The organism is Aeromonas sp. MdU4 (genome assembly GCF_041929505.1).
In the GTDB taxonomy this organism is placed as follows: Bacteria; Pseudomonadota; Gammaproteobacteria; order Enterobacterales; family Aeromonadaceae; genus Aeromonas.
Window position 1 is genome coordinate 86479 of the sequence record NZ_JBHFMW010000012.1, and the last position, 25361, is coordinate 111839.

The window sequence follows — 25361 nt, forward strand, 5'->3', positions numbered from 1 at the left end:
GTGCATCACTGGTACTCCTCCCTGCTCCTTTATCGACGAGTTGCCGATTACTTGGCCATCTCTTTTTCGACCAGCTGGATCAGGATGTGGATCACCTTGATGTGCACTTCCTGAATACGGTCGGCGTAACCAAAGTGCGGCACCCGGATTTCGACATCCGCCAGACCCGCCATCTTGCCGCCATCCTTGCCGGTCAGGGCGATCACTTTCATCCCCTTGGCGCGGGCCGCGTCGATAGCTTTCAGGATGTTGCCGGAGTTGCCACTGGTGGAGATACCAAGCAGCACGTCGCCACGACGGCCAACCGCTTCCACATAACGGGAGAAGACATAGTCATAGCCAAAGTCGTTGGAAACACAAGAGAGGTGGCTCGGATCGGAGATGGCGATACCGGCATAACCCGGCCGGTTTTCACGGTAACGACCGGTCAGCTCTTCGGCGAAGTGCATGGCGTCACAGTGGGAACCACCGTTGCCACAAGAGAGCACCTTGCCCTCTTCCTTGAAAGAGTCAGCCAGCAGCTTGGCAGCCGCTTCGATGTTTTTCAGGTTCTGCTCATCAGCCAGGAAGGCCTGCAGTACGCTGGCAGCTTCGGTCAGTTCATTGCGGATCAATTCTTGGTACATGATGTCTCTTCCACGGTTTTTAGTGTGCGTGTAGCTCGCGACTATTCTCGCACAAGCCAAGCGCACAGTCGCCCCCCCTGCGAGCTACACCGCTGGCGACTCGTGAGCGTTATGGGGATCACAGACAGAAGGTAATGAAGATGTAAACAGCTTGATAACTTTGTGCGTATGAATTACAACAGGGGCCATATCCAACAGGTCAGACCTCTGGATCAGTTACGCCACGTTGGCAACCTTATACACGCAAGGAGCAAGCAATGACGACGACCCTCACTCTGCTCGGGGTGATCCTGGTTATCGGAGCCCTGGCCTATCGCCGGGCATCCCTGTTCACCTCCACCCTGGTCACCGGTGCAGCCCTGGTGCTTGGCGCCATCTATGGTCATGTGCCCTTGCTGGTCTGGGCGCTGTTCGCGGTGATCGCTATCCCGCTCAATCTGGTGGAATTTCGCCGCACTCAAATAACCAAACCGCTGTTCAAGCTCTACAAATCGATCATGCCGGAGATGTCTCGCACCGAGAAAGAGGCGATTGAAGCGGGTACTACCTGGTGGGAAGCCGATCTGTTCGCGGGCAACCCGAACTGGAAGAAGCTGCACGCCATCCCGATCGCGACCCTCTCTGCCGAAGAACAGGCCTTTATTGATGGGCCTGTCGAGGAAGTATGCCGCATGGTGAGCGACTGGGAAGTGACCCACGAGCGTGCGGATCTCTCCCCTGAGGTGTGGCAATACCTGAAGGACAACAAGTTCTTCGCCATGATCATCAAGAAGAAATATGGCGGTCTGGAGTTCTCGGCCTACGCCCAGTCTTGCGTCCTGCAAAAGCTGTGCGGCGCCAGCGCCGTGCTCGCTTCCACCGTCGGCGTACCCAACTCGCTGGGCCCGGGCGAACTGCTGCAGCACTATGGCACTGACGAGCAGAAGGATTACTACCTGCCCCGCTTGGCGGTAGGTAAAGAGATCCCCTGCTTCGCCCTGACCAGCCCGGAAGCGGGTTCTGACGCCGGCTCCATCCCCGATTTCGGTATCATCGCCAAGGGCGAATGGGAAGGAAAAGAAGTGCTCGGCATGCGCCTGACCTGGAACAAGCGCTACATCACTCTGGCCCCCATCGCCACCGTGCTGGGTCTGGCCTTCAAGCTGCATGACCCGGAACACCTGCTGGGTGATGAAGAGGAGCTCGGCATCACCTGCGCCTTGATCCCCACTCACATCAAGGGTGTCGGCATCGGCCGTCGCCACTTCCCACTCAACGTGCCGTTCCAGAACGGCCCGACTCAGGGCAAGGATGTGTTCGTCCCGCTCGACTTCATCATCGGCGGCCCGACCATGGCTGGTCAGGGCTGGCGAATGCTGGTCGAGTGTCTGTCGGTCGGTCGTGGCATCACCCTGCCTTCCAACAGTACCGGCGGCGTCAAGATGCTGGCCCTGGCGAGCGGTGCCTATAGCCGCATCCGTCGTCAGTTCAAACTGCCCATCGGCAAGATGGAAGGGATTGAAGAGCCGCTGGCCCGCATCGGTGGCAACGCCTACATCATGGGCGCCGCAGCCAACCTGACCGTGACCGGTATCGACCTTGGCGAGAAGCCCTCGGTCATCTCCGCCATCGTCAAATACCACCTCACCGACCGTGCCCAGAAGTGCATCATCGATGCGATGGACATCCACGGCGGCAAGGCCATCTGCATGGGCCCCAACAACTATCTGGCCCGTGGCTATCAGGGTGCCCCCATCGCCGTCACGGTGGAAGGGGCCAACATCCTGACCCGCAGCATGATCATCTACGGTCAGGGCGCTATCCGCTGCCACCCGTATGTGCTGCCGGAGATGCTGGCCGCCAGCCACCCCGACAAAGAGCAGGCGCTGAAGGATTTCGACAAGGCGGTGTTCAGCCACGTCGGCTTTGCCATCAGCAACCTGGTGCGCAGCTTCTGGCTCGGTATCACCGGCGCCCGCTTTGCCGCGGCCCCTTACAAGGATCAGACCAAGGGCTACTACCAGCAGCTCTCCCGCCTCTCGGCCAACCTGGCGTTCCTGTCAGACATGGCGATGGGCACCCTGGGTGGCGAGCTCAAGCGCAAGGAGCGGGTCTCAGCCCGTCTTGGCGATGTGCTGAGCCAGCTCTATCTGGCCTCCAGCGCCCTCAAGCGCTATCAGGACGAGGGACGCCAGCAGGCCGACCTGCCGCTGCTGCACTGGGCACTGCAAGATGCCATGTTCAAGGCCCAAGAGGCGATCGACGAGCTGCTGCGCAACTTCCCGAACCGCTGGATTGGCCTTGCCCTGCGCGCCGTGGTGCTGCCGCTCGGTCGTGACCTGAACCGCCCGTGCGACAAGCTGGATCAACAGGTTGCCCGTCTGCTGCAAACTCCGAGCGAAACCCGCAGCCGTCTGGCCAAAGGTCAGTATCTGACCCGCGAAGAGGGCAACCCCTTCGGGCTGCTGGAGCAGGCGCTCGATGACGTGCTGGCGGCCGAACCGCTGTTCGAGAAAGTCTGCAAAGCAGACGGCATCAAGCGTCCTTTCATGGCGCTGGACAAGGTGGCCGACATTGGCCTGGCCGCTGGCGTACTGACCCAAAGTGAAGCGGAGCTACTGCGCCGCGCAGAGATCAGTCGCCTGCGCACCATCAACGTCGATGATTTTGACCCTATCGATCTGGTGGCCAACAAGAAGCTGTTTGAAGCCTCCGCTTACCATCACGCGGCCTGATAACCATCTATCGACAACGCCTCCCTTGTGGAGGCGTTTTTTATGGGCGCTCACCACCATTCACAGCCTCCACTACCAGCACTCGCACTCACAGCTCCCCCGACCAGCTGCAGCCCCCGTGTGGTCAGCCGGGAAAAAAGGCACAATAGCCGACAAATCGAATCACCAAGGAAGCCAAGATGACCCTTGAGCACCTGATCCTGTGGCGCCGCGACCTGCACCGCCTGCCGGAAGCCGCCTGGAAAGAGTTTCGCACCACCAGCCTGATTGCCCACCACCTGAGCGAGCTCGGTTATCGCATCGTGCTCGGTGACAAGCTGCTGGCCAGCAATCTGATGATGGGCCGTGATGTGGATGTGGCGGCCGAGAAGGCTCGCGCCCGCCGTCAGGGAGCTCATCCCGACTGGCTGGAACGCATCGGCGATGTCACCGGGCTGATGGGGGAGCTGGATACCGGCCGTCCCGGCCCGACCCTGGCCTTTCGCTTCGATATCGACGCGGTGGAGGTAGAAGAGTCCGATGCCGAACAACACCAGCCGCAGCAAGAGGGCTTTGCCTCCCACAACAAGGGGTGGATGCACGCCTGTGCCCACGATGGCCATACTGCCATCGGCATGGGGCTGGCCAGCCAGTTGATGGCGATGAAGGAGCAGCTCTGCGGTCGCATCAAGCTCTTCTTCCAACCTGCAGAAGAGGGGTGTCGCGGGGGCAAGGCATTGGCTGCCGGTGGCGCACTCGATGACGTGAATGCCCTGCTCTCGCTCCATATCGGCATTCACGCCGGCAGCGGCGAGCTGGTGATCAACCCGACCGAATTTCTCTGCTCCACCAAGTTCGACGTCCACTTTATGGGCACCGCAGCTCACGCCGGTCTCGAGCCCAACGCCGGCAGCAATGCGCTGGCCGCCGCCTGCATGGCCACCACCGCCATGCTCGGCATTCCCCGCCACCGCGACGGCATGACCCGCATCAACATCGGCCAGCTTCATGGTGGCAACGGGCGCAACGTCATCCCCGACCATGCCGAACTGCACGGTGAAACCCGCGGCGCCGACAGCGCGCTCAACGACTACATGTTCAGTCAGGTGCAGCGTATCGTCGAAGGCACCGCCCTCGCCCACGGAGTCACCTACCGCATCATCAAACAGGGTGAGGCCATTGCGCTCGATAACAGCCCGGCGCTGCAAGCCGAGCTGGCGGCGCTGGCACGCAAACAGGGGCTCGCCACCATCCAGACCCGCCGCTTTGGCGCCAGCGAAGATGCCGGTTTTCTGATGGAGCGGGTACAAAAACAGGGGGGCGAAGCAGCTTACCTGATCCTGGGGGCCGATCTGGCAGCGCCGCACCACCACAACGCCTTTGATTTCGATGAGCGGGTGATGCAAAGCGGTGTCGAACTGCTGGCCGCCTGGGCACGCACCCGGCTGGGTGTGGCAGAGCCAACCCTAGGCTGATGCAGTCCCCCCTTGATGTCCCGCGCGGCCAGATGACCGGCAGGCAGGATCAAGAAAGGCGCCTCGGCGCCTTTTTTGATCCTGAAAGATAGCAAGAGCTATTGCGACTCACGCTCACCCCGTTTTCGGTGAGCATCGGGTCGTCCGCCAGTGACACTATCGGCTCGCCCCTCCTCTTTGGCCTTCTCGGCACGCTTTTTACGCATCTCGCGCGGATCGGCGATGAGTGGACGATAGATCTCGATGCGATCCCCATCCTGCAACGGCTCGCTTCCCTTGACCGGGCGGCTGTAGATGCCGAACTTGTTGACAGCCAGATCGATCTCGGGGTGCTTCTGCACGATACCGGACTGCTCAATGGCAGCCTGCACGCAGGTCCCGGGCGCCACCCGCAAGGCAATCACCGTCTGCTGCTGCGGCAGAGCATAGACAACCTCGATATTGAGCTGATCAGACACCGTAGACCTCCTTGGCCCGGTTGGAGAAGGCTGAGACCATGGAGCTCACCAGATCGCGGAACACCTGACCAAACGCCACCTCGATAAGCTTGGAGGTGAATTCGAAATCGAGATCAAACTCCACCTTGCAGGCATCCACATCAAGCGGGGTAAAGGTCCACCAGCCCGCCAGCTTGCGGAACGGGCCATCCACCAGCTCCATCTTGATCTGACGATTCACATCGAGCTGATTGCGAGTAGTAAAGGTCTTGGCAATCCCCGCCTTGGCCACATCGACCGACGCCATCATATAGTCATCGCCAGCCTCGTGAACACGGCTGCCGACACAGCCGGGCAAAAACTGCGGATAGGCATCCACATCGTTAACCAACTTGAACATCTGTTCTGCACTGAACATCACCAGGGCACTGCGAGTAATACGGGGCATGGCTTTTCCTCATCCAATCGGCGCGATTTTATCACCATGTTTCGGGTTGTGGAGGTAAAACCTCGGCCAAACCGCTCAGAAAGCCACCACTTGACCTGCTGCGCGTTTTACAGCCGCTCACGCCTACGTATAATACGAGCCTCCTAGTCATTGCCGGAAATCGCCCGTCATGAGCAAAAAAAACAGTAAAAACAAAGCCGGGTCCAGCACCATTGCACTCAACAGAACCGCGCGCCACGAATACTTCATCGAAGAGAGAGTGGAAGCCGGTCTGTCCCTGCAAGGGTGGGAAGTCAAATCCCTACGGGCGGGCAAGGCCAACATCAGCGAAGCCTATGTCATCTTCTTGCAAGGAGAGGCCTTCCTGTTTGGCTCCACCTTCCTGCCACTGAACGCGGCCTCCAGCCATGTGGTCTGTGATCCGACCCGGACCCGCAAACTGCTGCTGAGCCGTCGCGAACTCGACAAACTCGAAAGCCTGACCGCCCGTCAGGGTTACACCATTGTGCCACTGGCCCTCTACTGGAAAGAGTGCTGGGTCAAGGTCGAGATTGGTCTGGTGAAGGGCAAGAAAGAGCACGATAAACGCGAAGATACCAAGGCCCGCGAATGGGATCGGGAAAAAGCCCGCATCATGAAGAACAAGAATCGCGGCTGATCTGCCGCCCCAACTCCCGACGCCAGTTCACCTTCCCCCAACGCAGCTGGCAGCCAAGTCCAGCTACGCACAATAAATCGGCAAACAGACGGATTGCCAGAGGGAATGGGGATCAACGCCTTGCTATCACAACATTTTTGCGTACAATCACTTTTGACAACTTGGGGCTGATTCTGGATTCGACAAGATTCACGAAACCCAAGGTGCATGCCGAGGTGCGGTAGGCCTCGTTAATAAACCGCAAAAAAATAGTCGCAAACGACGAAAACTACGCACTAGCAGCTTAATAACCTGCATAGAGCCCTTCTACCCTAGCTTGCCTGTGTCCTAGGGAATCGGAAGGTCATCCTTCACAGGATCGTGTGGAAGTCCTGCTCGGGGCGGAAGCATTAAAACCAATCGAGCTAGTCAATTCGTGGCGTGTCTCTCCGCAGCGGGTTGGCGAATGTAAAGAGTGACTAAGCATGTAGTACCAAGGATGTAGTAATTTTGGACGGGGGTTCAAATCCCCCCAGCTCCACCACCTTCTAAAGCCCTGATTCGTCAGGGCTTTTTCTTTATGGCTGGTCAGGGAGTGACACACTGAGGTGTCACATATGCTCTATCCCGGTCTCATCAAAAACCGCTGTGGTGTCTACTGCTACCGCCTGATCTTCCCCCCTTCCCTCCGCCAGTTCGGCGCACCTCGTGAGACCCGTTTCTCACTTGGCACAAAAAGTCGCGCTAAAACGGGAGAATTGTGGATCCATGCTTTCCAACTTGGCAGGCTCCTGCTCGACGAATTATTGGCATTAGTTCAGGAAGTCGATCAGGAAGTAGACATGGCTGAAATTTCAGAAATCATGAAGGCGAAGATCGCCGCGAAAAGAGAACAAATCCGACTCGGGGAGCAGTTGGCCACACTGCAAGATGAGATTAACGAGCAACGTCTTGAAGCACTACGCTCTTGCAAAAAGCTGGAAACGGCTCAGGCAGTGACTCAAAAGACGAAGGCGCTGGCCGCCACCCGCAGCACATCGGTGGGCAGGGCGGTGAGCGTCGCTTCCACCTCGACGGTGCGGGCCTGCTTCTCCAACTCCTTCACATAGGGGGCGATGCGGGTCACGGTGGCGGCAAAATCGCGCCCAGGCATGGCGTCGAGCAGCACCCGAGCCTGCTGGCCCACCTTGAGGCGGGCAGCATCCACTTCATCGATGGGGGCTGAGACATAGAGGCAGCGATCGTCGATGAGATCGATAACCGGAGGCATGGCCACCCCGGGTGGTGAGGGGGTCATGTATTCGCCAAGCTTGCTGTTTACCTCGGCCACCACCCCGGCAAACGGTGCCAGCAAGCGGCGCTCGCTCAAGCGGGCCTCTACTTGGGCGACCTGCGCCTCGTCAACCTGCTCCTGCTGACGGGATGCCTGACAGCTATAGCGGCGGGTATCGGCCAGATTCTGGGCCTGCTCGGCGAGCGTGCGGGAGGTGAGGTTTTTGGCCAGCAAGGTGGCTAGTCGGTTAGCCTCCCGCTCGTAGTAGGCCGCCTCGCTGCAGCGCTCCTCGCGCTGGGTCTTGCCAAGAGCCTGCTGGGCTTGAGCACGAGCGAGATCGGCGCGGATATCGTCACTCCAGAGGGTCAGCAGCAGCTCCCCCTTCGCCACCCTGTCCCCGGCCTTGACGGCGATCTGCTCAACCACCCCGCCACCGGGCAGACTGAGCCCGGCCCGCTGGCACGACTTGATGGTACCGGCCCGGGTGTTGACCACACTGACCAGCACGTCCCCCCGCCCGACCTCAGCCAGCCTGATCGGCGTCGGCTGCGGTCGCCACCACCATGCCACAGCAACCACCGCCACCACGGCACCACATCCCCACCACAGCCAGCCTCTCTTCATCGCGCATCCTTTCGCTATTTACTCCCGTCATGAGCGTCGGGAGAGCAGGGCATAATAGAGCAAGGGTATCACCACCAAGGTGAGCAAGGTGGAGACCAGGATCCCGAAAATCAGGCTGATGGCCAGCCCGTTGAAAATGGGATCATCGAGGATAAACAGGGCTCCGATCATCGCCGCCAACGCGGTCAGCATGATGGGTTTGGCCCGCACCTGCGCCGCTTTGATCACCGCCTGCTCGAACGCCACTCCGGCGCTGCGCTGCTGTTCGATAAAGTCCACCAGCAGGATGCTGTTGCGCACGATGATCCCGGCGAGCGCGATCATCCCGATCATCGAGGTGGCGGTAAACTGGGCCCCCAGCAGGGCGTGGCCCGGCATCACCCCGATGAGGGTGAGCGGAATGGGAGCCATGATGATAAGCGGCACCAGATAGGAGCGGAACTGGGCCACCACCAGCAGGTAGATGAGGATCATCCCCACCCCGTAGGCGATACCCATGTCGCGGAAGGTCTCGTAGGTGATCTTCCACTCCCCGTCCCACAACAGCGCCACCTCCCCTAGCTTGTCGGGCTGCTGCACGTAATATTGGGGCTGGTCGATATCGGCACCGGCGGCAAACATGCCGTAGAGCGGGCTATCGGTGTGGCTGCCCATGTCGGCCACCACCATCACCATGGGCTGCATGTTCTTGTGCATGATATAGCTGGGTGCCACCTCATCGCGGCGGCTCACCAGCTCGGATACCCGGATGAGTTGGCCACTCTGGCTGCGCACCTTGAGGGCCAGTACGCCCGCCAGCTCCCGTTTGTCACCGGGGGCCAGTTCGATGCGGATCGGCACCGGATACTTGGCGCCGTGCCCCTGCAGCCAGCTGGCATCCTGATAACCCACCCCGCCATTGAGGGTGCTCACCAGGTCGCCGAGATCGACCCCAAGCAAGGCCGCTTTGCTGCGATCCACCACCAGCCGCCACTTGGGCTGCGGGTCGGTCAGATAGATGTCGACATCCACCAGATCCGCGGTGGCCATAAAGCGGGCCTGAACGGCGCGCGCCGCCGCTTCGCGGGTGGCCTGAGTCGGGCCATAGATTTCAGCAACGATGGGTGACCAGACCGGTGGGCCGGGGGGTACCTCCACCACTTTCAGGTTGCCCCCCACCGCGCTGGCGATGGCCTGCAGCGGTGCCCGAACCGACTGGGCAATCTGGTGACTGCTGCGATCCCGCTCATGCTTGTCCACCAGATTGACCTGAATATCCCCCACGTTGGCACCGCTGCGGATAAAGTAGTGACGCACCAGGCCGTTGAAGTTGATGGGGGCCGCGGTGCCAGCGTAGATCTGGTAATCCTTCACCTCGGGCACCTTGGCAAGCTCTCGCCCGACCGCCAGCAGGGTGCGCTCGGTCTGCTCCAGCGTGGCCCCCTCCGGCATGTCGAGCACCAGCTGGAATTCCGACTTGTTGTCAAAGGGGAGCATTTTGAGCACCACCCACTGCACCACCGGCATGGCGGCAGCCGCCCCGACCAGCAGCAACACCACCAGCCAGAGTTTGCGTCTGGCCCTCTTGGCGCCATCACCGATCAGGAAAGGGGTCATTAGCCGGTGAAAGAGGCCGGCCTTGGCCTCGCCGTGGGTACCGTGCACCGAATCCTTGAGCAAATGGCTCGCCAGCCAGGGGGAGAAGATAAAGGCCACCAGCAGGGAGATGAGCATCCCCATGCTGGCATTGATGGGGATGGGGCTCATGTAGGGGCCCATCAGGCCGCTGACAAAGGCCATCGGCAACAGGGCCGCGATGACGGTCAGGGTCGCCAGTATGGTCGGCCCCCCCACTTCGTCCACCGCTCCCGGAATGAGATCCTTGAGGGAACCCTTGCCCAGGCCGCGATGACGGTGGATGTTCTCCACCACCACGATGGCGTCATCCACCAGGATGCCGATGGAGAAGATCAGCGCAAACAGCGATACCCGGTTGAGGGTAAAACCCCAGGCCCAGCTGGCAAACAGGGTCAGTGCCAGGGTGATGACGATGGCAACGCCCACCACCAGCGCCTCGCGCCAGCCCATGCTCACCAGTACCAGCACCACCACCGCCGTGGTGGCAAAAATCAGCTTGCCGATGAGGGTATTGGATTTGGTCTCGGCGGTGACGCCGTAGTCACGGGTCACCGTCACCTCGACGCCAGTCGGAATGAGTCGATTTTTGAGGCTCTCGACCCGCGCCTCTACCCGCTTGGCCACATCGACCGCGTTCTGACCCGGCTGCTTACCGATAGCCAGCGTCACCGCCGGATAACTGGCCTGCCCCAGCCCCATCCAGCTGCGCTTGGTCGGGGTCTCCTGACCCAGAGAGACCCTGGCCACCTCCCCCAGATAGACGGGCTTGCCGTCGTGCAGCCCCACTACCAGCTCGCGGGCTTCCTGCTCACTTTGCAGGAACTGCCCCACCTGCACCTTGATCTCACTGTTGTCCTGCTCGATAGCCTGTGTCGTTCCTACCTGATTGGCGGCCGCAAGCCTCTGGCTCAGCTCGCCCCAGCTGATGCCGTGGGCGCTGAGGGCCGCCGGATCCGGCATCACCCGCAACACGGCACTCTGGCTACCCAGGCTGTAGATATCGCGAGTACCGGGAATGCGCTTGAGTTCGGTCTCCAGCTCATGGGCGACCCGGGTCAGCTCGGGGGCCCCCAGTTGCTTGCTCCCCTCTTTGTTCCACTCTTTGCTCCATAAGGTCAGACTGACGATGGGGACATCGTCGATCCCCCGGGGTTTCACCAGCGGCTGACCGACCCCGATCCCCTGTGGCAACCAGTCGCGGTTGGAGTCGAGCTGGTTGTTGAGATCGACGATGGCCTGTTCGCGGCTCACCCCTACCTTGAACACCACCACCAGCAGGGCACCATCAGGGCGAGAGAACGAGTAGAGGGTATCGACCCCCTTGATTTGGGAGACCACCTGCTCGGCAGGGGTGGTGACAAGAGACTCCACCTCTGCCGGGGTGGCTCCCGGGAAGGGGATATAGACATCGGCGAAGGTGACATCGATCTGCGGCTCCTCCTCCTTAGGGGTCACAAGTACCGCAAACAGGCCGAGCAAGAGCCCCACCAGTGCCAGCAGCGGGGTGATGGCCGAGCCCTGAAACAGTGCAGCTAGTCGGCCGGCAGGCCCCAGCTTGCCTTTGTTGCCGTCAACATCGTTACTCATGGGACACCGCCTGCTGGCGAACCCAGCCATCCGCCGCTACCTGATCGCCACTCTGGACGCCCGCCAGAATGTCGCACTGCGCCCCCTGACAGTGACCCACTCGCACCGGCGTCAGCGCCCAGCCATCCCCCTGTTTGAGGTAGAGACCGCTGAACTCACCCTGCCTCAGCAGGGCCTGCTCCGGCACCTGCAACACCTGACGTTCACCCTGTTTGAGCTGTACCTTGAGCCACATGCCGGGCAATACCCCGGCGGTTTGCAGCGGCAGGTCGAGGCGCAGCCTGAAGGCGTGGCTCTGGCTGTCGGCATAGTTGAAGCGGGTCAGTTTGAGAGGGGTAACGGTTTTGCCGTCCGGCAACAACACCTGCACATCCGCTGGCTGACTGGCGAGAGCGAGCGCAGATTGGGGCAGATCTACATCCACCCGCAGCGCATCAAGGGAAAAGCCGGAGAGCAGCGGCGTGCCGGGAGCTACCGTCTCCCCCAGCTCCACCAACCGTTTGGTCACCACTCCGGCGTAGGGGGCCAGAATACGGGTATAACCGTAGGCCTCGCGGGCCTGAGTGAGGGCTGCATCGGCCGCATTGACCTCGGCACGGGCGGCGCGATCGGAAGCCTCGGCATTATCAAGCTGGGCGCGGGTGATCACCCCCTTGGCAATCAGAGCCTGAAAGCGGGCAAGCTGGCGCTCGGCTTCCACCTGCTGGGCCTGCGCCCGGGCCAACCGCGCCTGTGCACCCGTGACGGCGGCAAACTGCTCCTTGCCGCTGATCTCAAGCAGGGGTTGCCCCGCCTGCACCTGATCGTTCACATCCACCAGCATACGGGAGACCCGGCCGCTGGTCTGGGCCGCCACCGTCCCCTGATTGATAGCACTGACGGTGCCATCCAGGGTGAGCCAGTCGGTCACCTGACGAGGGGCAAGGGTCAGGATTGCATCGCCATTCACCTCGGCAGACCATGTCATCGGAGAGACAAGAGCGGAGACCACGGCCAGCATGGTGGCCCCCAGCACGCGGATCTGTTCCATGATAATCCTCCTTCCCCGACACCAGGGGCAATCCGTTCAGACAGAGCGGGGATGGCAGCGCTTCTCCCGCACCTTCACCAAAACCCGATCAACAAGCAAAATCCCGGCCACCATGGCCACTATAAACAACATTATCATGGGCTGGCCGCTGGAAATGAGACTCAAGGCAGGCCCCGGGCAGATACCCACCAATCCCCAGCCGATACCGAACAACGCGGCACCACCGACCAGATTGCGATCCAGTTTTGAGGCTGGTACGGCCGCGATGGGCTCCCCCAGCACACTCTGACGACGGGGTTTCACCAACAAGAAGTAACCCGGCATAAAGACCAGCAGGGCGCCTCCCATCACGAAGGCGAGGCTGGGATCCCAGGCGCCAGCCAGATCGAGAAAACCAGTAACCCGTGCTGGATCCACCATGCCGGAGATGGCCATCCCCAGCCCGAACAGCAGGCCCGCGAACAAACTTGTCAGCAACTTCATGGCGATCAGCCTCTTACAACAGATGATGAGTGACGAAGACGGTGATAAATCCTGCCGCCATAAAGGTCAGGGTGGCGACGATGGATCGCAGGGAAAGCCGCCCCATGCCGCAAATACCGTGACCACTGGTGCAGCCATTGCCCAGACGGGTGCCGATGCCGACCAGCAGACCGGCCAGCAGCACCACCGGCCAACCGGGCAGGGTAGTGAATGCAGGCATGCTGGCCCAACCCAGAGTCAGTGCCAGCCAGGCGCCCACCCCCAGTCCCAGCAGAAACAGCACCCGCCAAGGCGCGCGGTGTTGCAAGGCACCGGCCAGAATGCCGCTGATCCCTGCAACGCGGCCGTTGAACAACATCAGGATCAGAGCTGACAGCCCCGCCAGCATGCCGCCGCCCAAAGAGAGCAGCCATTGGCTTTCCATCATCAAGATTCCTTATTTTCTGAGTGACAAAAATGGGTTTGCAGCGCCCCCAGCACATCGGCGGCTGCCTCGCTCACCAGCGAGTAGTAGATCTGCTGGGAGACCTTGCGCGAACGGATAAGACCGTAGCGCTTCAATACCGACAGTTGCTGGGAGAAGGCCGACTGACCCAACTGACTGTGGGCTAGCAGCTCCCCGACCCCCTTCTCCCCCTCCACCAGCTGGCAAAGCACCATCAGGCGTTCAGGATGAGCCAACGCCTTGAGCAGGGAGGCGGCGGCTGTCGCATGTCTGTTCATCTCGTCGAATTGACTCATAGAAGTAAATTAGCAATTGCTGATATTTGGTTCTATTGTATAAAGCGACACTAAATTAGCAATGCCTAAATTAAATGAGGAGAAGGTCATGACGGTAGATAACGGAGTCAGAGTCGTCGCGGGTTGCATGTTGCTGCTCTCGCTGATCCTTACCGCCTGGGTCCATCCGGGCTTTGTCTGGCTTAGCGTCTTTGTCGGGGTCAACCTGATCCAGAGTGCGTTCACCGGTTTCTGTCCGGCAGCCCTGCTCCTGAAGCGCTTGGGCCTGAAATAGAGTGGTGTAAAAGAGGTGGTGCTAAAAACAGATGAGGTTGCACTAACCGATTCTGATAATCCGGCGCCATCTGTGAATTCCGGTATTCAATTATGTTTCAAGATGTTGCTGTTGGTGGCATGGGGTTTACCCTGCCTACCGCCTCGGCTATCATTAGAGCCTCTTATCAATAGCGGAGACCATCAGTGGGCAACTCATCAAGTGACAGTTGTAGACCGGCCCTGTCAGCCGGTACCCAGGTCGCGAGCTAACCGCAGGTCTTTCTCTGCCGCATGCTCGCAGCCCTGCGAGAAGCGGAAATCCACTCCCCTCTTCTCTTTTTACACTTGACGTCTGGTGACCATTGGCCAAAAGCCATGGCCGTCATGCCTGCATAGTTTCTGCTTCCCACAAGGAGGCTGCTATGCGTTTTGTATCAACCAAGTCCGTTGCCAACCCGATGATGGCAACACAGGCTCATCCCCTGCTGAGCAAGCTGGGCCGTCGCTGGCTGCCACGCTGGCTGCGCGGCAAACAGCGCCAGCACCACTACCGGCTGCAGATCCGCTGCGAGGATCGCGCCGATATGGAGCAGGTATTGGATATGGTGAACCACACCCTGCAACCGGCCGGGCTGCAACCAATGCAATCGATGAAGCCGGGTCGCAGCGGCGGGCGGGAGCTTGTGCTCAACCTGCAGTGCACCCCACCCCAGCGCCGCTATCTGGTGCAGTTTGTCCATCAGGTCGGGGTGGCACATCCGGTACGTTGGGAGCTGCGTCCACGCAGTGATGGCAATCCCCAACTCAACTGAGGACGCCATCCTGCGTTAACACCGTTCACGGGGCCAGCCACGCTGGCCCCGTTTATCGTGATCAGACCCTGACCCTGCGGCGTATCGGATAACAGATACGCCACCAATGCTTGCATTCCGGGTGCCATACGGCAGGCACTCTGTAGTGTTTTCCTGCTGGCCGTCAGCGCAATCATCCCCTGATCCATCCGCCATCCGGCGTTTCATCATGGATTGTGCCAAGCCAGCGTTCATCAGAAGGAGTACGCCATGAAGATGTGGCAACAAATAGACATGATCTCCCTGCTCGACACCCTGGCCAGCCTGCTGCTCGCCTTCGTGCTCGGTAGTCTGGTCGGGCTGGAGCGCCAGTACCGCCAACGTACCGCAGGCCTTCGCACCAACGTGCTGGTCGCCGTGGGGGCAGCGCTGTTCGTCAGTCTGGCCCAGCGCATCTATGACCTGCACGGCGGCAACTACAACGTGGTCCATGTAGTGGCCTATATCGTCTCCGGCATCGGCTTTCTCGGCGCCGGTGTCATCATGCGCGAATCGGGCAACATCCGTGGCATCAACACCGCCGCCACCCTGTGGGGTGTAGCTGCGGTCGGCGCCGCCTGTGGCGCCGGGCTCGCCATAGAGGCAATCCTGGGGGCTCTGTTCGTGCTCGCCGCCAATACCCTGCTACGGCCACTGGTCAATCAGATCAACCGGCGTCCGGTGGACAATACCGACACCGAAGTGACCTACAAGGTAACGGCGCTGACCCAGCGCGAGCATCAAAAAGAGGTGCTGCACTGGCTCGAAGAGATGCTGGAGCAGGCCAACTACCCTTTGAGCGAGCTCGATATCGAGCCGTTCGGTGTGCGGGATCTGGAGATCTCGGCGGTACTGCTCGCCACCTCCATCAATGGCGATGAACTGGATGCCCTGATGCAAAAACTGGCCATCCACCCCCATATCAAGCAGGTGTTCTGGCGCACCAGTACCACTGATTGACAGCAAAAAACCAAAAAAAGAGCCGGCACAAGGCCGGCTCTTTTTATTCGGGTGGCTGAAATCAGCTGGTCAGATCGTCGAAGAAGCGTTTCACCCCTTCGAAGAAACCTTCCGATTTCGGCTTGTGGGTTTTGGCAGCGGCACCGCTGAACGACTCGTCCAGCTGGCGCAGCAGCTCTTTCTGCTGCTCGGTGAGGTTGACCGGAGTCTCGATCACCACCTTGCACATCAGATCCCCCACCTGACCGGAGCGCACGGACTTGACGCCCTTGCCACGCATGCGGAACATCTTGCCGGTCTGGGTCTCCGGAGTGACCTTGAGCTTGACCCGGCCATCCAGGGTCGGTACTTCGATCTCGCCACCTAGGGCGGCAGCGGTGAAGCTGATGGGCACTTCGCAGTAGAGGTTGTTGCCGTCACGCACAAAGATCTCGTGCTCTTTGACGTGCACCTGTACGTACAGATCCCCTGCCGGCGCCCCCGCTTCCCCCGCTTCCCCTTCGCCGGAGAGACGGATGCGATCGCCGGTATCGACGCCCGCCGGAATTTTCACCGACAGGGTCTTGGTGCGCTGGTAGCGACCTTCACCGTGGCACTTACGGCATGGATCCTTGATGATCTTGCCACGACCGTGGCAGTGCGGGCACGCCTGCTGCACCGCGAAGAAGCCCTGACGCATCTGCACCTGGCCGGAGCCGTGGCAGGTCGGGCAGGTCTGGGCACTGCTGCCAGTGTGGGCACCGGAGCCATTACAGACTTCACAGTGAACCAGGGTCGGCACCTTGATCTCCTTGGAGACCCCGCGCACCGCCTCTTCCAGCGTCAGCTCCATGGTGTAACGCAGATCGGAGCCACGGGCCGGACCGCGACGGCCACCACCACGGTTGCCACCGAAGATGTCACCGAACACATCGCCAAAGATGTCGCCGAAGTCGGCACCACCACCGAAGCCACCGTGGCCACCGCCCCCCTGGCTCGGGTCGACACCGGCATGACCGTACTGGTCATAACGGGCGCGCAGGTTGGCATCGGTCAGGACCTCGTAGGCTTCCTTGACCTCTTTGAACTTCTCTTCGGATGCGGCATCACCCTGATTGCGATCCGGGTGATACTTCATGGCCAGACGCTTGTACGCCTTCTTGATCTCGCGCTCGTCGGCATCTTTCGCCACACCCAGCACTTCGTAGAAATCGCGCTTCGACATACTCATCCTGTTGCTGCTTAAGCAGTTACGCAGACGGGCGTTGGTTACCCAACGCCCGTGAATTCATTGACTAAGCCGATGGGCGAAGCGAACTCCGCCCATCTGGGTAGGGCTTACTTCTTGTCGTCTTTTACTTCTTCGAACTCGGCGTCGACTACGTCGTCATCAGCCTTGGCAGAAGAGGAAGACTGACCGGCATCAGCACCGGCGGTGCCTTGTGCCTGAGCCTGCTGCTGGGCAATTTCCATCAGCTTCTGAGACGCTTCCAGCAGAGCCTGCTGTTTGGCTTCGATAGCTGCCTTGTCGTCACCCTTGAGGGCCGCTTCCAGCTCGCTCACAGCGGCTTCGATCTTGCTCTTCTCGTCAGCAGGCAGGGCTTCACCGGCTTCGGTGATCTGCTTGCGGACTGAGTGGACCAGACCATCAGCCTGGTTACGGGCATGTACCAGCTCTTCGAACTTCTTGTCTTCAGCCGCGTTGGCTTCGGCTTCGCGTACCATGCGCTCGATCTCGTCATCAGACAGACCAGAGGAGGCCTGGATGGTGATCTTCTGCTCTTTGTTGGTCTCTTTGTCTTTCGCAGAGACGTGCAGGATACCGTTGGCATCGATGTCGAAGGTCACTTCGATCTGCGGCAGACCACGCGGAGCCGGACGGATGCCTTCCAGGTTGAACTGACCCAGAGACTTGTTGTCGCTGGCGCGCTTGCGCTCACCCTGCAGCACGTGAATGGTCACGGCAGACTGGTTGTCTTCGGCAGTGGAGAACACCTGGGACTTCTTGGTCGGGATAGTGGTGTTCTTCTCGATCAGCGCAGTCATCACGCTACCCATGGTTTCGATACCCAGAGAGAGCGGGGTAACGTCCAGCAGCAGTACGTCTGTCTTGTCACCGGACAATACGGCACCCTGGATGGCAGCACCCATGGCCACGGCTTCGTCCGGGTTGACGTCTTTACGCGGCTCTTTGCCAAAGAACTCGGCAACGGTCTTCTGAACCAGCGGCATACGGGTCTGACCACCAACCAGGATCACGTCGTCGATCTCGCCAACTGCCAGACCGGAGTCTTTCAGGGCAACGCGAACCGGCTCCAGAGAGTCTTTCACCATGTCTTCTACCAGGGACTCCAGCTTGGCGCGGGTCACCTTGATGTTCATGTGCTTCGGACCGGTGGCATCTGCAGTGATGTACGGCAGGTTGACGTCGGTCTGTTGGGCAGAAGAGAGTTCGATCTTGGCTTTCTCGGCGGCATCTTTCAGACGCTGCAGAGCCAGCTGGTCGTTGCGCAGGTCGATGCCCTGCTCACGCTTGAACTCGTCGACCAGATAGTTGATGACGCGGTTGTCGAAGTCTTCACCACCCAGGTGGGTGTTACCGTTGGTCGCCAGTACTTCGAAGGTGGTCTCGCCTTCTACTTCGTCGATCTCGATGATGGAGATATCGAAAGTACCGCCACCCAGGTCATATACAGCAACCTTGCGCTCGCCCTTGACCTTGTTCACGCCGTAGGCAAAAGCAGCTGCCGTCGGTTCGTTGATGATGCGTTTTACATCCAGACCGGCGATGCGACCGGCATCTTTGGTCGCCTGACGCTGGGCGTCGTTGAAGTAGGCCGGCACAGTGATGACTGCTTCGGTTACCGGCTCGCCCAGGTAGTCTTCGGCGGTCTTCTTCATCTTTTTCAGCACTTCAGCAGAGATCTGCGGCGGTGCCATTTTCTTGCCCTTCACTTCAACCCAGGCGTCGCCGTTGTCAGCTTTGGCGATGGCGTACGGCATGATTTTCAGGTCACGCTGCACTTCTTCATCTTCAAAACGACGACCGATCAGACGCTTGATGGCGAACAGGGTGTTTTTCGGGTTGGTGATGGCCTGACGCTTGGCCGGCTGACCAACCAGGATCTCGCCATCATCGGCATAGGCAATGATGGACGGAGTAGTACGATCGCCTTCTGCGTTCTCGATCACGCGAGCAGTGTCGCCATCCAGAATAGCGACGCAGGAGTTGGTAGTACCCAGGTCAATACCGATGATTTTACCCATTTGACGAATCTCCAAATACTTTGAATAAACTGGCGAGGAACTCGCCTTAATGCGTTAACGGCTAGGTGGGGGCTGCCAATCTGGCTTTCAAGCTCCCGGCATCAAATTTTTTGTGCCGCCGCGGCCTTGTACCCTATATGGGGTCGCCAGACACAGCTTCAAGCCCCAACCCTAAAAAACCACACCCTTTGTCATGATTGAACGGCACGTTTAACCGTGCAGCCGAACAAGCTGACAGGGTGTTGCTCAAATAAACAAAAAGCCCGCCACCGGGCGGGCTCGATCACCCACGGCCAATCAATCGACCGCTTTGGCGATCATCACCATGGCTGGACGGATCACTCGACCATTGAGGTCGTAACCCTTCTGCATCACAGCAATGACGGTGTTCGGGGCCACATCGGCGCTCGGCACCATGCTCATCGCCTGGTGGGCGTTGGGGTCAAACGGCTGGTTGATCGGGTCAAGCGCCACCAGACCAAACTTGGCTACGCCGCTCTGCATGGATTTCAGGGTCAGCTCGACACCTTCGATCATCGGCTTGAGGGCTTCGTTCTCCTTGTCGGCCAGTTCAATGGCGCGCTCAAGGTTGTCCAGCACCGGCAGCAGTTCGCCTGCGAACTTCTCCAGCGCGAATTTGTGCGCCTTCTCCACATCCTGGGCAGCACGGCGACGCAGGTTCTCCATCTCGGCGACGGCGCGAATGGCGCGCTCACGCTCTTCAAGAGAGGCCTGCTGGGCCGCTTCCAGTTGCACTTCCAGTTCGGCAATGCGGGCCTGCTCGGCTGTCACTTCACTGTCTACATCGGTCGGCTCGACTGGCTGGACTTCTACTTGCTCCATCGCTTCAACCTTTTGCTCTTCGTGGTTCATGACATCTCCAATTCCGGGGTTACTTATGAAGGTCTTGGCGTCTGGTTGAGCGACCGGACGACAACAGACCGACTACGTTGGCGCTATTATGGGGATGCATCCCCGGCTTTCAAGGGGTAAAAGGCCAATCCGGGGTTCTGATCGGCCGCAATCACCTGTTTCTGAGTGTTGCTGCTCACCTTTTAGCCAGCTGGTTCAATGAGATAGCTAACCGCGTCACACTCGGGAGCCCCACAAGCGCGGCAAAGCACTGTATACTGGCCCGCAATATCCACTCCACACCCGACAGACTATGGATTCTCCGTTCAAAACCATCGCCCTGATTGGCAAACCGCACCATGAAGGGGCCAACCAGACGCTGACCGGCCTGCACCAATACCTGACCGCCCGCGGCTTTCGTGTGCTGGTAGAGAGCCGGGTCGCCCAGACCCTCAGCATCCTCGATGAAAACGTGATGGATCTGGTGCAGCTGGGGCTGCTGGCCGATCTTGCCATCGTGGTGGGCGGTGACGGCAATATGCTGGGTGCTGCGCGGGTGCTGTCGCGCTTCGACGTGGCAGTGATCGGGGTCAACCGGGGCAACCTCGGCTTTCTGACCGATCTCTCGCCGCAAGACTATCTGCTGCCGCTGGAACAGGTGCTCTCCGGCCACTACAAGAGCGAACACCGCTTCCTGCTGGAGGCCTCGGTCTATCGCCACGGCGAGCGCAAGTCGAGCAATCTGGCGGTTAACGAAGCGGTGCTGCACCCGGGCAAAATTGCCCACATGATTGAGTTCGAGGTCTATATCGATGGCAGCTTTATGTACAGCCAGCGCTCGGATGGCATCATAGTCGCCACGCCGACCGGCTCCACCGCTTACTCTCTGTCGGCAGGTGGCCCAATCCTCACCCCCAAGCTCAACGCCATCACGCTGGTGCCGATGTTCCCGCACACCCTCAGCAGCCGCCCCATCGTGCTCGATGCCGACAGCGAAGTACGCCTGCTGGTCTCACCGGACAATCAGGATGACGCCATGCAGGTAAGCTGTGACGGTCAGGTGACCCTGGCGGTCCACCCGGGGGACGAGATCCTCATCAAGAAGAGCCACCACCAGCTTCATCTGGTGCATCCGCTCGACTACAGCTACTTCCACGTGCTGCGCAACAAGCTCGGCTGGGGCAGCAAGCTCTTCTAAAGGATGCGATCACTGTCGGGCAGACTGAGCGCCACCTCGCTGCGAAGCCAGTCGCTAAAGGCACGAAAGCGCGGCCGCTCGCTGTTCTCTCGCGGCGAGATCAACTCGTAATTGCGCCCGGCGGCTACTGCCGGGCCACCTACCGCCACCAGCGCACCCTGTTCCAACAAGTCACGCACCAACACCTCTCGTCCCATTGCAACCCCCATCCCCCCTTGTGCCGCCTGCAGGGCCATCTGATAGTGATTGAAACCGTAGTGGCGCTGTTCATAGGGCAGTGTCATGCCTGTGCCATCGCACCAGAGGCGCCACTCCGAGAAGAGTTGCTGCACATCAGTCGATTCCGAGGCATGGATAAAACAGGCCTCCGCCAACCGGGACGGATCCGCCTGCAATCCCAGCTGGCCAGCATAGGCAGGGGAACAAACCGGCACCAAACGCTCCTCCATCAACAACTCCCGGTGCAGATCACTGCAGCGAGTCGCGCCGTAATAAATCGCCAGATCCACTCGCTCCTCGTTGAAATCCACCGCCCCCGCCCGTACCCGCATCATCACATTCAGCCCGGGCCAGCGCTGCTGGAAGCGCGGCAATCTGGGCATCAGCCAATTGAGCCCCAGCGTCGGCGCAACCCCCACATGGAGCGTACCGCGCAGATCCTGAGCCCGGATATCTTCAATCTCCTCGTTGATCTGGCGCAGAGAGTGGCTCAGGGTCGCCAGCAGTCGTGCCCCCTCCTCCGTTAATTCAAGCTTGCGTGTCAGGCGAATAAACAGGCGAAACCCCAGCAGCCCTTCCAGATGGCGAATACGGTGACTGATAGCCCCCTGAGTGAGGTTCATCTCTTCGGCGGCACGCGTGAAACTGAGGTGCCGCGCCGTACTTTCGAAGGTGTGCAGCAGGGCCAGGGTATTCTGTTGTACCAGCATGGAGGACCTCGTTATGACGCTCGTTGCGATGCAGGGCATCAGTATGCCATTCCGCTCATACATGAAACAGGCTAATCCATAGCCCCCCTTATTTCGTTTGTCGGCCCGCAACAACCCTCATTTAATAGGATCAAACCCTATCCCTGTTAATGAGGTGGACAATGAAAAACGGACTCAAGATTGTGGTCATCGGTGCAGGCTCCAGCTACACACCGGAACTGATCGAAGGGTTGATCCAGCGCCAGCACGAATTGCCGATGCGCGAACTCTGGTTGGTCGATATCGACGATGGTCGCGAAAAGATGGAGATTATCGCCGCCCTCACCCGCCGCATGCTGGCCAAAGCAAGGCTGGCGGTACGGGTTGAAACCCGGCTGGATCGAGAAGAGGCGCTGCGCGATGCCGACTATGTCTGTTCCCAGTTCCGCGCAGGTTGTCTGGAAGCACGCATCAGCGATGAGCGGATCTCGTTAAAATATGGCCTGATCGGTCAGGAGACCAATGGACTGGGCGGCTTTGCCAACGCCTGCCGAACCATCCCTGTCGCTCTGCAGATCGCCGCCGACATGGAGCGCCTCTGCCCCGATGCCTGGCTGCTCAATTTCACCAATCCATCGGGCATGGTGACCGAAGCCGTGTTGCGCCATAGCAAGATCAAGGCGGTGGGGCTGTGCAACGTGCCGGTGATCATGCAAAAAGGGGTCGCCACCCTGCTGGAGACCCGCGATGAGCAGGAGTTCATCATGCAGGTGGCGGGGCTCAACCACTTTATCTTCGTGCGCCAGATCCAGCATAACGGCGAGGATAAGCTCGGCGCGGTGATCGATCGGCTGGCACAAGGGTCTGATCCGCTGGTGCCACGCAATATTCCCCCCTTTGCCTGGCCCAAGGATCTGCTGGCTAATCTGGGCATGATCCCCTGTGCCTATCTGCGCTACTACTACATGAGCGACGATATCCTCAAACAGGAACTCGGGGAGGCCAATGGCGAAGGCACCCGCGGTGAGGTGGTCAAGGCCATCGAGCAGCAACTGTTCGATCTCTATCGCAACCCGGATCTCGCCGAGAAACCGAAAGCGCTGGAAGGACGCGGTGGCCAGTACTATTCGGAAGCTGCATGCGAACTGATGAGCGCGATCCACAACGACAAACGCATCATCATGCACGTCAACACCCGTAACAATGGCGCCATCAACGGTCTGCCAGACGAGTGCGCCGTAGAGGTCAGCTCCCTCATTACCAAGTCAGGCCCACTGCCACTCAACGTAGCCCCCTTTCCGCAAGATACCCTGCGCTTGCTGCAGTTGATGAAGGAGTTCGAGCAGCTCACCATCGAAGCAGCTATCAGCGGCAACCGCCATACCGCCTGGCGCGCTCTGGTGCTCAACCCCCTCATCACCAGCGGTAGTCAGCTGGAACAAGCGCTGGACGAGGTGATCGCCGCACATCCGGATCTGATGTCGGCCTTTCACTGACCCGGCCCCACCGTCTCGCATCTCTCTCATCGCCATCCCGTTCGGGTCACCTGTCAGGTGACCCGTTCTTGTTAAAAATGGCGTCGCCCTCTTTACTGTATATAAGACCAGTATATACTGGATGCATACACAGTAATGTTGACCTATACAGGATGAGACCATGCTGACCCAGCTGACCGTCAACAACTTCGCCATCGTCAAGTTTCTCGAACTCGATCTGCAGCCGGGCATGACCTGCATCACCGGTGAGACCGGTGCCGGTAAATCCATCGCCATCGACGCCCTCGGCCTCTGTCTCGGGGAACGAGCCGAAGCGAGCATGGTGCGACCCGATAGCGACAAAAGCGAGGTCAGCGCCCGCTTCCTGCTCGACAACAACCCAGCCGCCCGCGCCTGGCTCGCCACCAATGAGCTGGAAAACGAAGGTGAGTGCATCGTGCGGCGCGTCATCTCCGCCGAGGGTCGTTCCCGCAGCTATATCAACGGCGTGCCCGTCCCGCTCACCCAGCTCAAGAATCTGGGCCAGCTGCTGGTCAATGTACACGGTCAACATGCCCACCAGATGCTGCTCAAACCCGACTACCAGCTCGCCCTGCTCGACGGCTATGCCGGTCATAACCTGCTGCTTGACGAAGTACGTCAGCACTATCAACTGTGGCGCCAGCTGCAAAACGAGCTGAACCGGCTCAAGGCCGAGCAGCAGCAGCGGGAAGCTCGTCGCCAACTGATCGAGTATCAGGTGCAGGAGTTGGACGAGTTTGCCCTCCAACCAGGGGAATTTGAAGAGATCGAAGAGGAGCATCAGCGCCTCGCCAACGGCACCGAGCTGATGCAGGAGTGCGGTGCCTGCCTCGATCTGCTCTATGACAACGAAGAGACCACCATCGCAGGTCTGCTGCAGACAGCCGTGGATCGGACCGAGGGGCTGGTCAGCATGGACAGCCGCCTCACCCCGGTACTGGAGATGCTGAATGAAGCGCTGATCGGGGTGCAGGAGAGCCACAGCGAACTGCGCAGCTACCTCGATCGGCTGGAGCTGGATCCCGAGCGTTTCAACGAGCTGGAAGCCCGCCTCTCCAAGACGATCAGTCTGGCCCGCAAGCACCATGTCAAACCGGCGGATCTAGCCCGACATCATCAGGAACTGGCCGCCGATCTCGCCCGCCTAAACTCCGATGAAGAGCGGCTAGAAGGGATGGAAGATGAGCTGGCAGAAGCACGTCAGGCGTTTGTCCAGGCCGCCGAGGCCCTGAGCCAAAGCCGTCAGCGTTACGCTCAGGAACTGGGCGCCAAGGTGACCAGCAGCATGCACGAACTGGCGATGCCCGATGGCCGCTTTGCCATCGAGGTGCGCCCCGATGCCCAGAGCAGCCTGTCACCGCTTGGTATCGATCGGGTAGAGTTTATGGTCACCACCAACCCGGGCCAACCGATTCAGCCGCTTGGCAAGGTGGCCTCAGGTGGTGAACTGTCGCGCATCAGCCTTGCCATCGTGGTGATCAGCGCCCGTAAAGTATCTACCCCAACGCTGATCTTCGACGAAGTGGATGTCGGGATCAGCGGCCCGACTGCCGCCGTAGTGGGCCGTCTGCTGCGCCAACTCGGGGACTCCACTCAGGTGATGGTGGTCACTCACTTGCCTCAGGTGGCAGGCAACGGCCACCAGCATATGGTGGTGAGCAAGCATACCGATGGCAAAACCACCGAAACCCGGATGGATGCGCTCGACCAGAATGCTCGTCTCAATGAGCTGGCACGCCTGCTCGGCGGTGATCAGATCACCGACAACACCCTGGCCAATGCCCGCGAGCTATTACGCCGCTGAATCAGGCGATAAAGCCGATTTGCAACGATGGCGACGGATAGGGCTGACTGGACATGCTGGCCGCGCAGGCACACCCGAGTGCCATTGCCTGCGCAGTCAGCAATAGCCAATAGCCAATAG

The 25361-nt window shown here is 59.9% G+C and carries 23 protein-coding genes and 1 other RNA gene; 11 read left to right on the plus strand and 13 right to left on the minus strand.

Annotated features, from left to right (window positions below; all coding sequences use genetic code 11):
• Positions 1 to 47 precede the first annotated feature (47 nt).
• Entirely contained in the window at positions 48 to 626 is a 579-nt protein-coding gene (gene lpcA, locus ACE1BR_RS06650) for a D-sedoheptulose 7-phosphate isomerase (RefSeq protein WP_033136250.1), read from the minus strand.
• 257 nt (positions 627 to 883) lie between these two features.
• Here lpcA and fadE point away from each other — a divergent pair, with 257 nt between their 5' ends.
• Both fadE and ACE1BR_RS06660 read left to right on the plus strand, forming a co-directional pair.
• On the plus strand, positions 884 to 3340 hold the full coding sequence (gene fadE / locus ACE1BR_RS06655; protein ID WP_374868717.1) for an acyl-CoA dehydrogenase FadE: 2457 nt from the start codon (positions 884 to 886) through the stop codon (positions 3338 to 3340).
• A gap of 179 nt (positions 3341 to 3519) precedes the next feature.
• On the plus strand, positions 3520 to 4794 hold the full coding sequence (locus tag ACE1BR_RS06660) for an amidohydrolase (RefSeq protein WP_374868719.1): 1275 nt from the start codon (positions 3520 to 3522) through the stop codon (positions 4792 to 4794).
• 98 nt (positions 4795 to 4892) lie between these two features.
• Here ACE1BR_RS06660 and ACE1BR_RS06665 read toward each other — a convergent pair whose 3' ends face one another.
• Together ACE1BR_RS06665 and ACE1BR_RS06670 are read right to left on the minus strand one after the other, a co-directional pair.
• Positions 4893 to 5252, minus strand: a complete 360-nt coding sequence (locus ACE1BR_RS06665) for an RnfH family protein (protein WP_374868721.1) — start codon at positions 5250 to 5252, stop codon at positions 4893 to 4895.
• Positions 5245 to 5679: an SRPBCC family protein gene (locus ACE1BR_RS06670; RefSeq protein WP_374868723.1), complete on the minus strand. Its 435-nt coding sequence runs from the start codon at positions 5677 to 5679 to the stop codon at positions 5245 to 5247. The genes ACE1BR_RS06665 and ACE1BR_RS06670 overlap by 8 nt, the downstream gene beginning before the upstream one ends.
• Before the next feature lie 169 nt (positions 5680 to 5848).
• Here ACE1BR_RS06670 and smpB point away from each other — a divergent pair, with 169 nt between their 5' ends.
• The 3 genes from smpB to ACE1BR_RS06685 all read left to right on the plus strand — a co-directional run bounded on the left by smpB (position 5849) and on the right by ACE1BR_RS06685 (position 7425).
• A complete protein-coding gene (gene smpB / locus ACE1BR_RS06675) occupies positions 5849 to 6337 on the plus strand; it encodes an SsrA-binding protein SmpB (RefSeq protein ID WP_042062518.1) in 489 nt (162 codons plus the stop codon).
• 163 nt (positions 6338 to 6500) lie between these two features.
• Positions 6501 to 6860: a transfer-messenger RNA gene (gene ssrA, locus ACE1BR_RS06680) on the plus strand.
• 73 nt (positions 6861 to 6933) lie between these two features.
• Entirely contained in the window at positions 6934 to 7425 is a 492-nt protein-coding gene (locus ACE1BR_RS06685) for a hypothetical protein (protein ID WP_374868725.1), read from the plus strand.
• Here the strand turns inward: ACE1BR_RS06685 and ACE1BR_RS06690 are convergent.
• The 6 genes from ACE1BR_RS06690 to ACE1BR_RS06715 are packed head-to-tail and all read right to left on the minus strand — an operon-like array spanning position 7317 to position 13671.
• Entirely contained in the window at positions 7317 to 8213 is an 897-nt protein-coding gene (locus ACE1BR_RS06690; RefSeq protein ID WP_374868727.1) for an efflux RND transporter periplasmic adaptor subunit, read from the minus strand. The genes ACE1BR_RS06685 and ACE1BR_RS06690 overlap by 109 nt on opposite strands.
• Before the next feature lie 27 nt (positions 8214 to 8240).
• On the minus strand, positions 8241 to 11417 hold the full coding sequence (locus ACE1BR_RS06695) for an efflux RND transporter permease subunit (RefSeq protein WP_374868729.1): 3177 nt from the start codon (positions 11415 to 11417) through the stop codon (positions 8241 to 8243).
• Complete coding sequence (locus tag ACE1BR_RS06700) at positions 11410 to 12447, minus strand: efflux RND transporter periplasmic adaptor subunit (protein WP_374868731.1); 1038 nt, start codon at positions 12445 to 12447, stop codon at positions 11410 to 11412. Before ACE1BR_RS06700 ends, ACE1BR_RS06695 begins: the two co-directional genes overlap by 8 nt.
• A gap of 36 nt (positions 12448 to 12483) precedes the next feature.
• Complete coding sequence (locus tag ACE1BR_RS06705) at positions 12484 to 12930, minus strand: DUF6691 family protein (protein ID WP_374868733.1); 447 nt, start codon at positions 12928 to 12930, stop codon at positions 12484 to 12486.
• 13 nt (positions 12931 to 12943) lie between these two features.
• On the minus strand, positions 12944 to 13357 hold the full coding sequence (locus ACE1BR_RS06710) for a YeeE/YedE family protein (protein WP_268011267.1): 414 nt from the start codon (positions 13355 to 13357) through the stop codon (positions 12944 to 12946).
• Positions 13357 to 13671: a helix-turn-helix transcriptional regulator gene (locus tag ACE1BR_RS06715; protein ID WP_005338008.1), complete on the minus strand. Its 315-nt coding sequence runs from the start codon at positions 13669 to 13671 to the stop codon at positions 13357 to 13359. Before ACE1BR_RS06715 ends, ACE1BR_RS06710 begins: the two co-directional genes overlap by 1 nt.
• A gap of 88 nt (positions 13672 to 13759) precedes the next feature.
• On the opposite strand from ACE1BR_RS06715, the gene ACE1BR_RS06720 reads away from it, so the two are divergent.
• The 3 genes from ACE1BR_RS06720 to ACE1BR_RS06730 all read left to right on the plus strand — a co-directional run bounded on the left by ACE1BR_RS06720 (position 13760) and on the right by ACE1BR_RS06730 (position 15716).
• Entirely contained in the window at positions 13760 to 13945 is a 186-nt protein-coding gene (locus tag ACE1BR_RS06720; RefSeq protein WP_374868735.1) for a DUF2892 domain-containing protein, read from the plus strand.
• A gap of 403 nt (positions 13946 to 14348) precedes the next feature.
• Positions 14349 to 14738: a hypothetical protein gene (locus ACE1BR_RS06725; RefSeq protein WP_374868737.1), complete on the plus strand. Its 390-nt coding sequence runs from the start codon at positions 14349 to 14351 to the stop codon at positions 14736 to 14738.
• A gap of 249 nt (positions 14739 to 14987) precedes the next feature.
• Complete coding sequence (locus tag ACE1BR_RS06730; RefSeq protein WP_374868739.1) at positions 14988 to 15716, plus strand: MgtC/SapB family protein; 729 nt, start codon at positions 14988 to 14990, stop codon at positions 15714 to 15716.
• A gap of 61 nt (positions 15717 to 15777) precedes the next feature.
• Here the strand turns inward: ACE1BR_RS06730 and dnaJ are convergent, their stop codons facing one another.
• The 3 genes from dnaJ to grpE all read right to left on the minus strand — a co-directional run bounded on the left by dnaJ (position 15778) and on the right by grpE (position 19835).
• Positions 15778 to 16920: a molecular chaperone DnaJ gene (gene dnaJ, locus ACE1BR_RS06735; RefSeq protein WP_374868741.1), complete on the minus strand. Its 1143-nt coding sequence runs from the start codon at positions 16918 to 16920 to the stop codon at positions 15778 to 15780.
• A gap of 113 nt (positions 16921 to 17033) precedes the next feature.
• Positions 17034 to 18962 (minus strand): molecular chaperone DnaK, encoded by a 1929-nt coding sequence (gene dnaK / locus ACE1BR_RS06740; protein WP_374868743.1) that lies wholly within the window; start codon positions 18960 to 18962, stop codon positions 17034 to 17036.
• 297 nt (positions 18963 to 19259) lie between these two features.
• Entirely contained in the window at positions 19260 to 19835 is a 576-nt protein-coding gene (gene grpE, locus ACE1BR_RS06745; protein ID WP_374868746.1) for a nucleotide exchange factor GrpE, read from the minus strand.
• A gap of 292 nt (positions 19836 to 20127) precedes the next feature.
• On the opposite strand from grpE, the gene nadK reads away from it, so the two are divergent.
• Positions 20128 to 21012, plus strand: coding sequence for an NAD(+) kinase (gene nadK, locus ACE1BR_RS06750; RefSeq protein WP_182927550.1), 885 nt, complete (start codon positions 20128 to 20130; stop codon positions 21010 to 21012).
• On the opposite strand, the gene ACE1BR_RS06755 is transcribed toward nadK, so the two are convergent.
• Positions 21009 to 21941 carry a LysR substrate-binding domain-containing protein gene (locus tag ACE1BR_RS06755; protein ID WP_374868748.1) on the minus strand — a complete coding sequence of 311 codons (933 nt, stop codon included), beginning with the start codon at positions 21939 to 21941 and terminating at the stop codon, positions 21009 to 21011. The genes nadK and ACE1BR_RS06755 overlap by 4 nt on opposite strands.
• 161 nt (positions 21942 to 22102) lie before the next feature.
• Here ACE1BR_RS06755 and ACE1BR_RS06760 point away from each other — a divergent pair, with 161 nt between their 5' ends.
• Both ACE1BR_RS06760 and recN read left to right on the plus strand, forming a co-directional pair.
• Positions 22103 to 23416, plus strand: a complete 1314-nt coding sequence (locus ACE1BR_RS06760) for a 6-phospho-beta-glucosidase (RefSeq protein WP_374868750.1) — start codon at positions 22103 to 22105, stop codon at positions 23414 to 23416.
• 160 nt (positions 23417 to 23576) lie between these two features.
• The gene (gene recN / locus ACE1BR_RS06765; RefSeq protein WP_374868752.1) at positions 23577 to 25241 is read left to right on the plus strand and encodes a DNA repair protein RecN; all 1665 of its coding nucleotides are present in this window, start codon (positions 23577 to 23579) and stop codon (positions 25239 to 25241) included.
• The last annotated feature ends 120 nt before the right edge of the window (positions 25242 to 25361 follow it).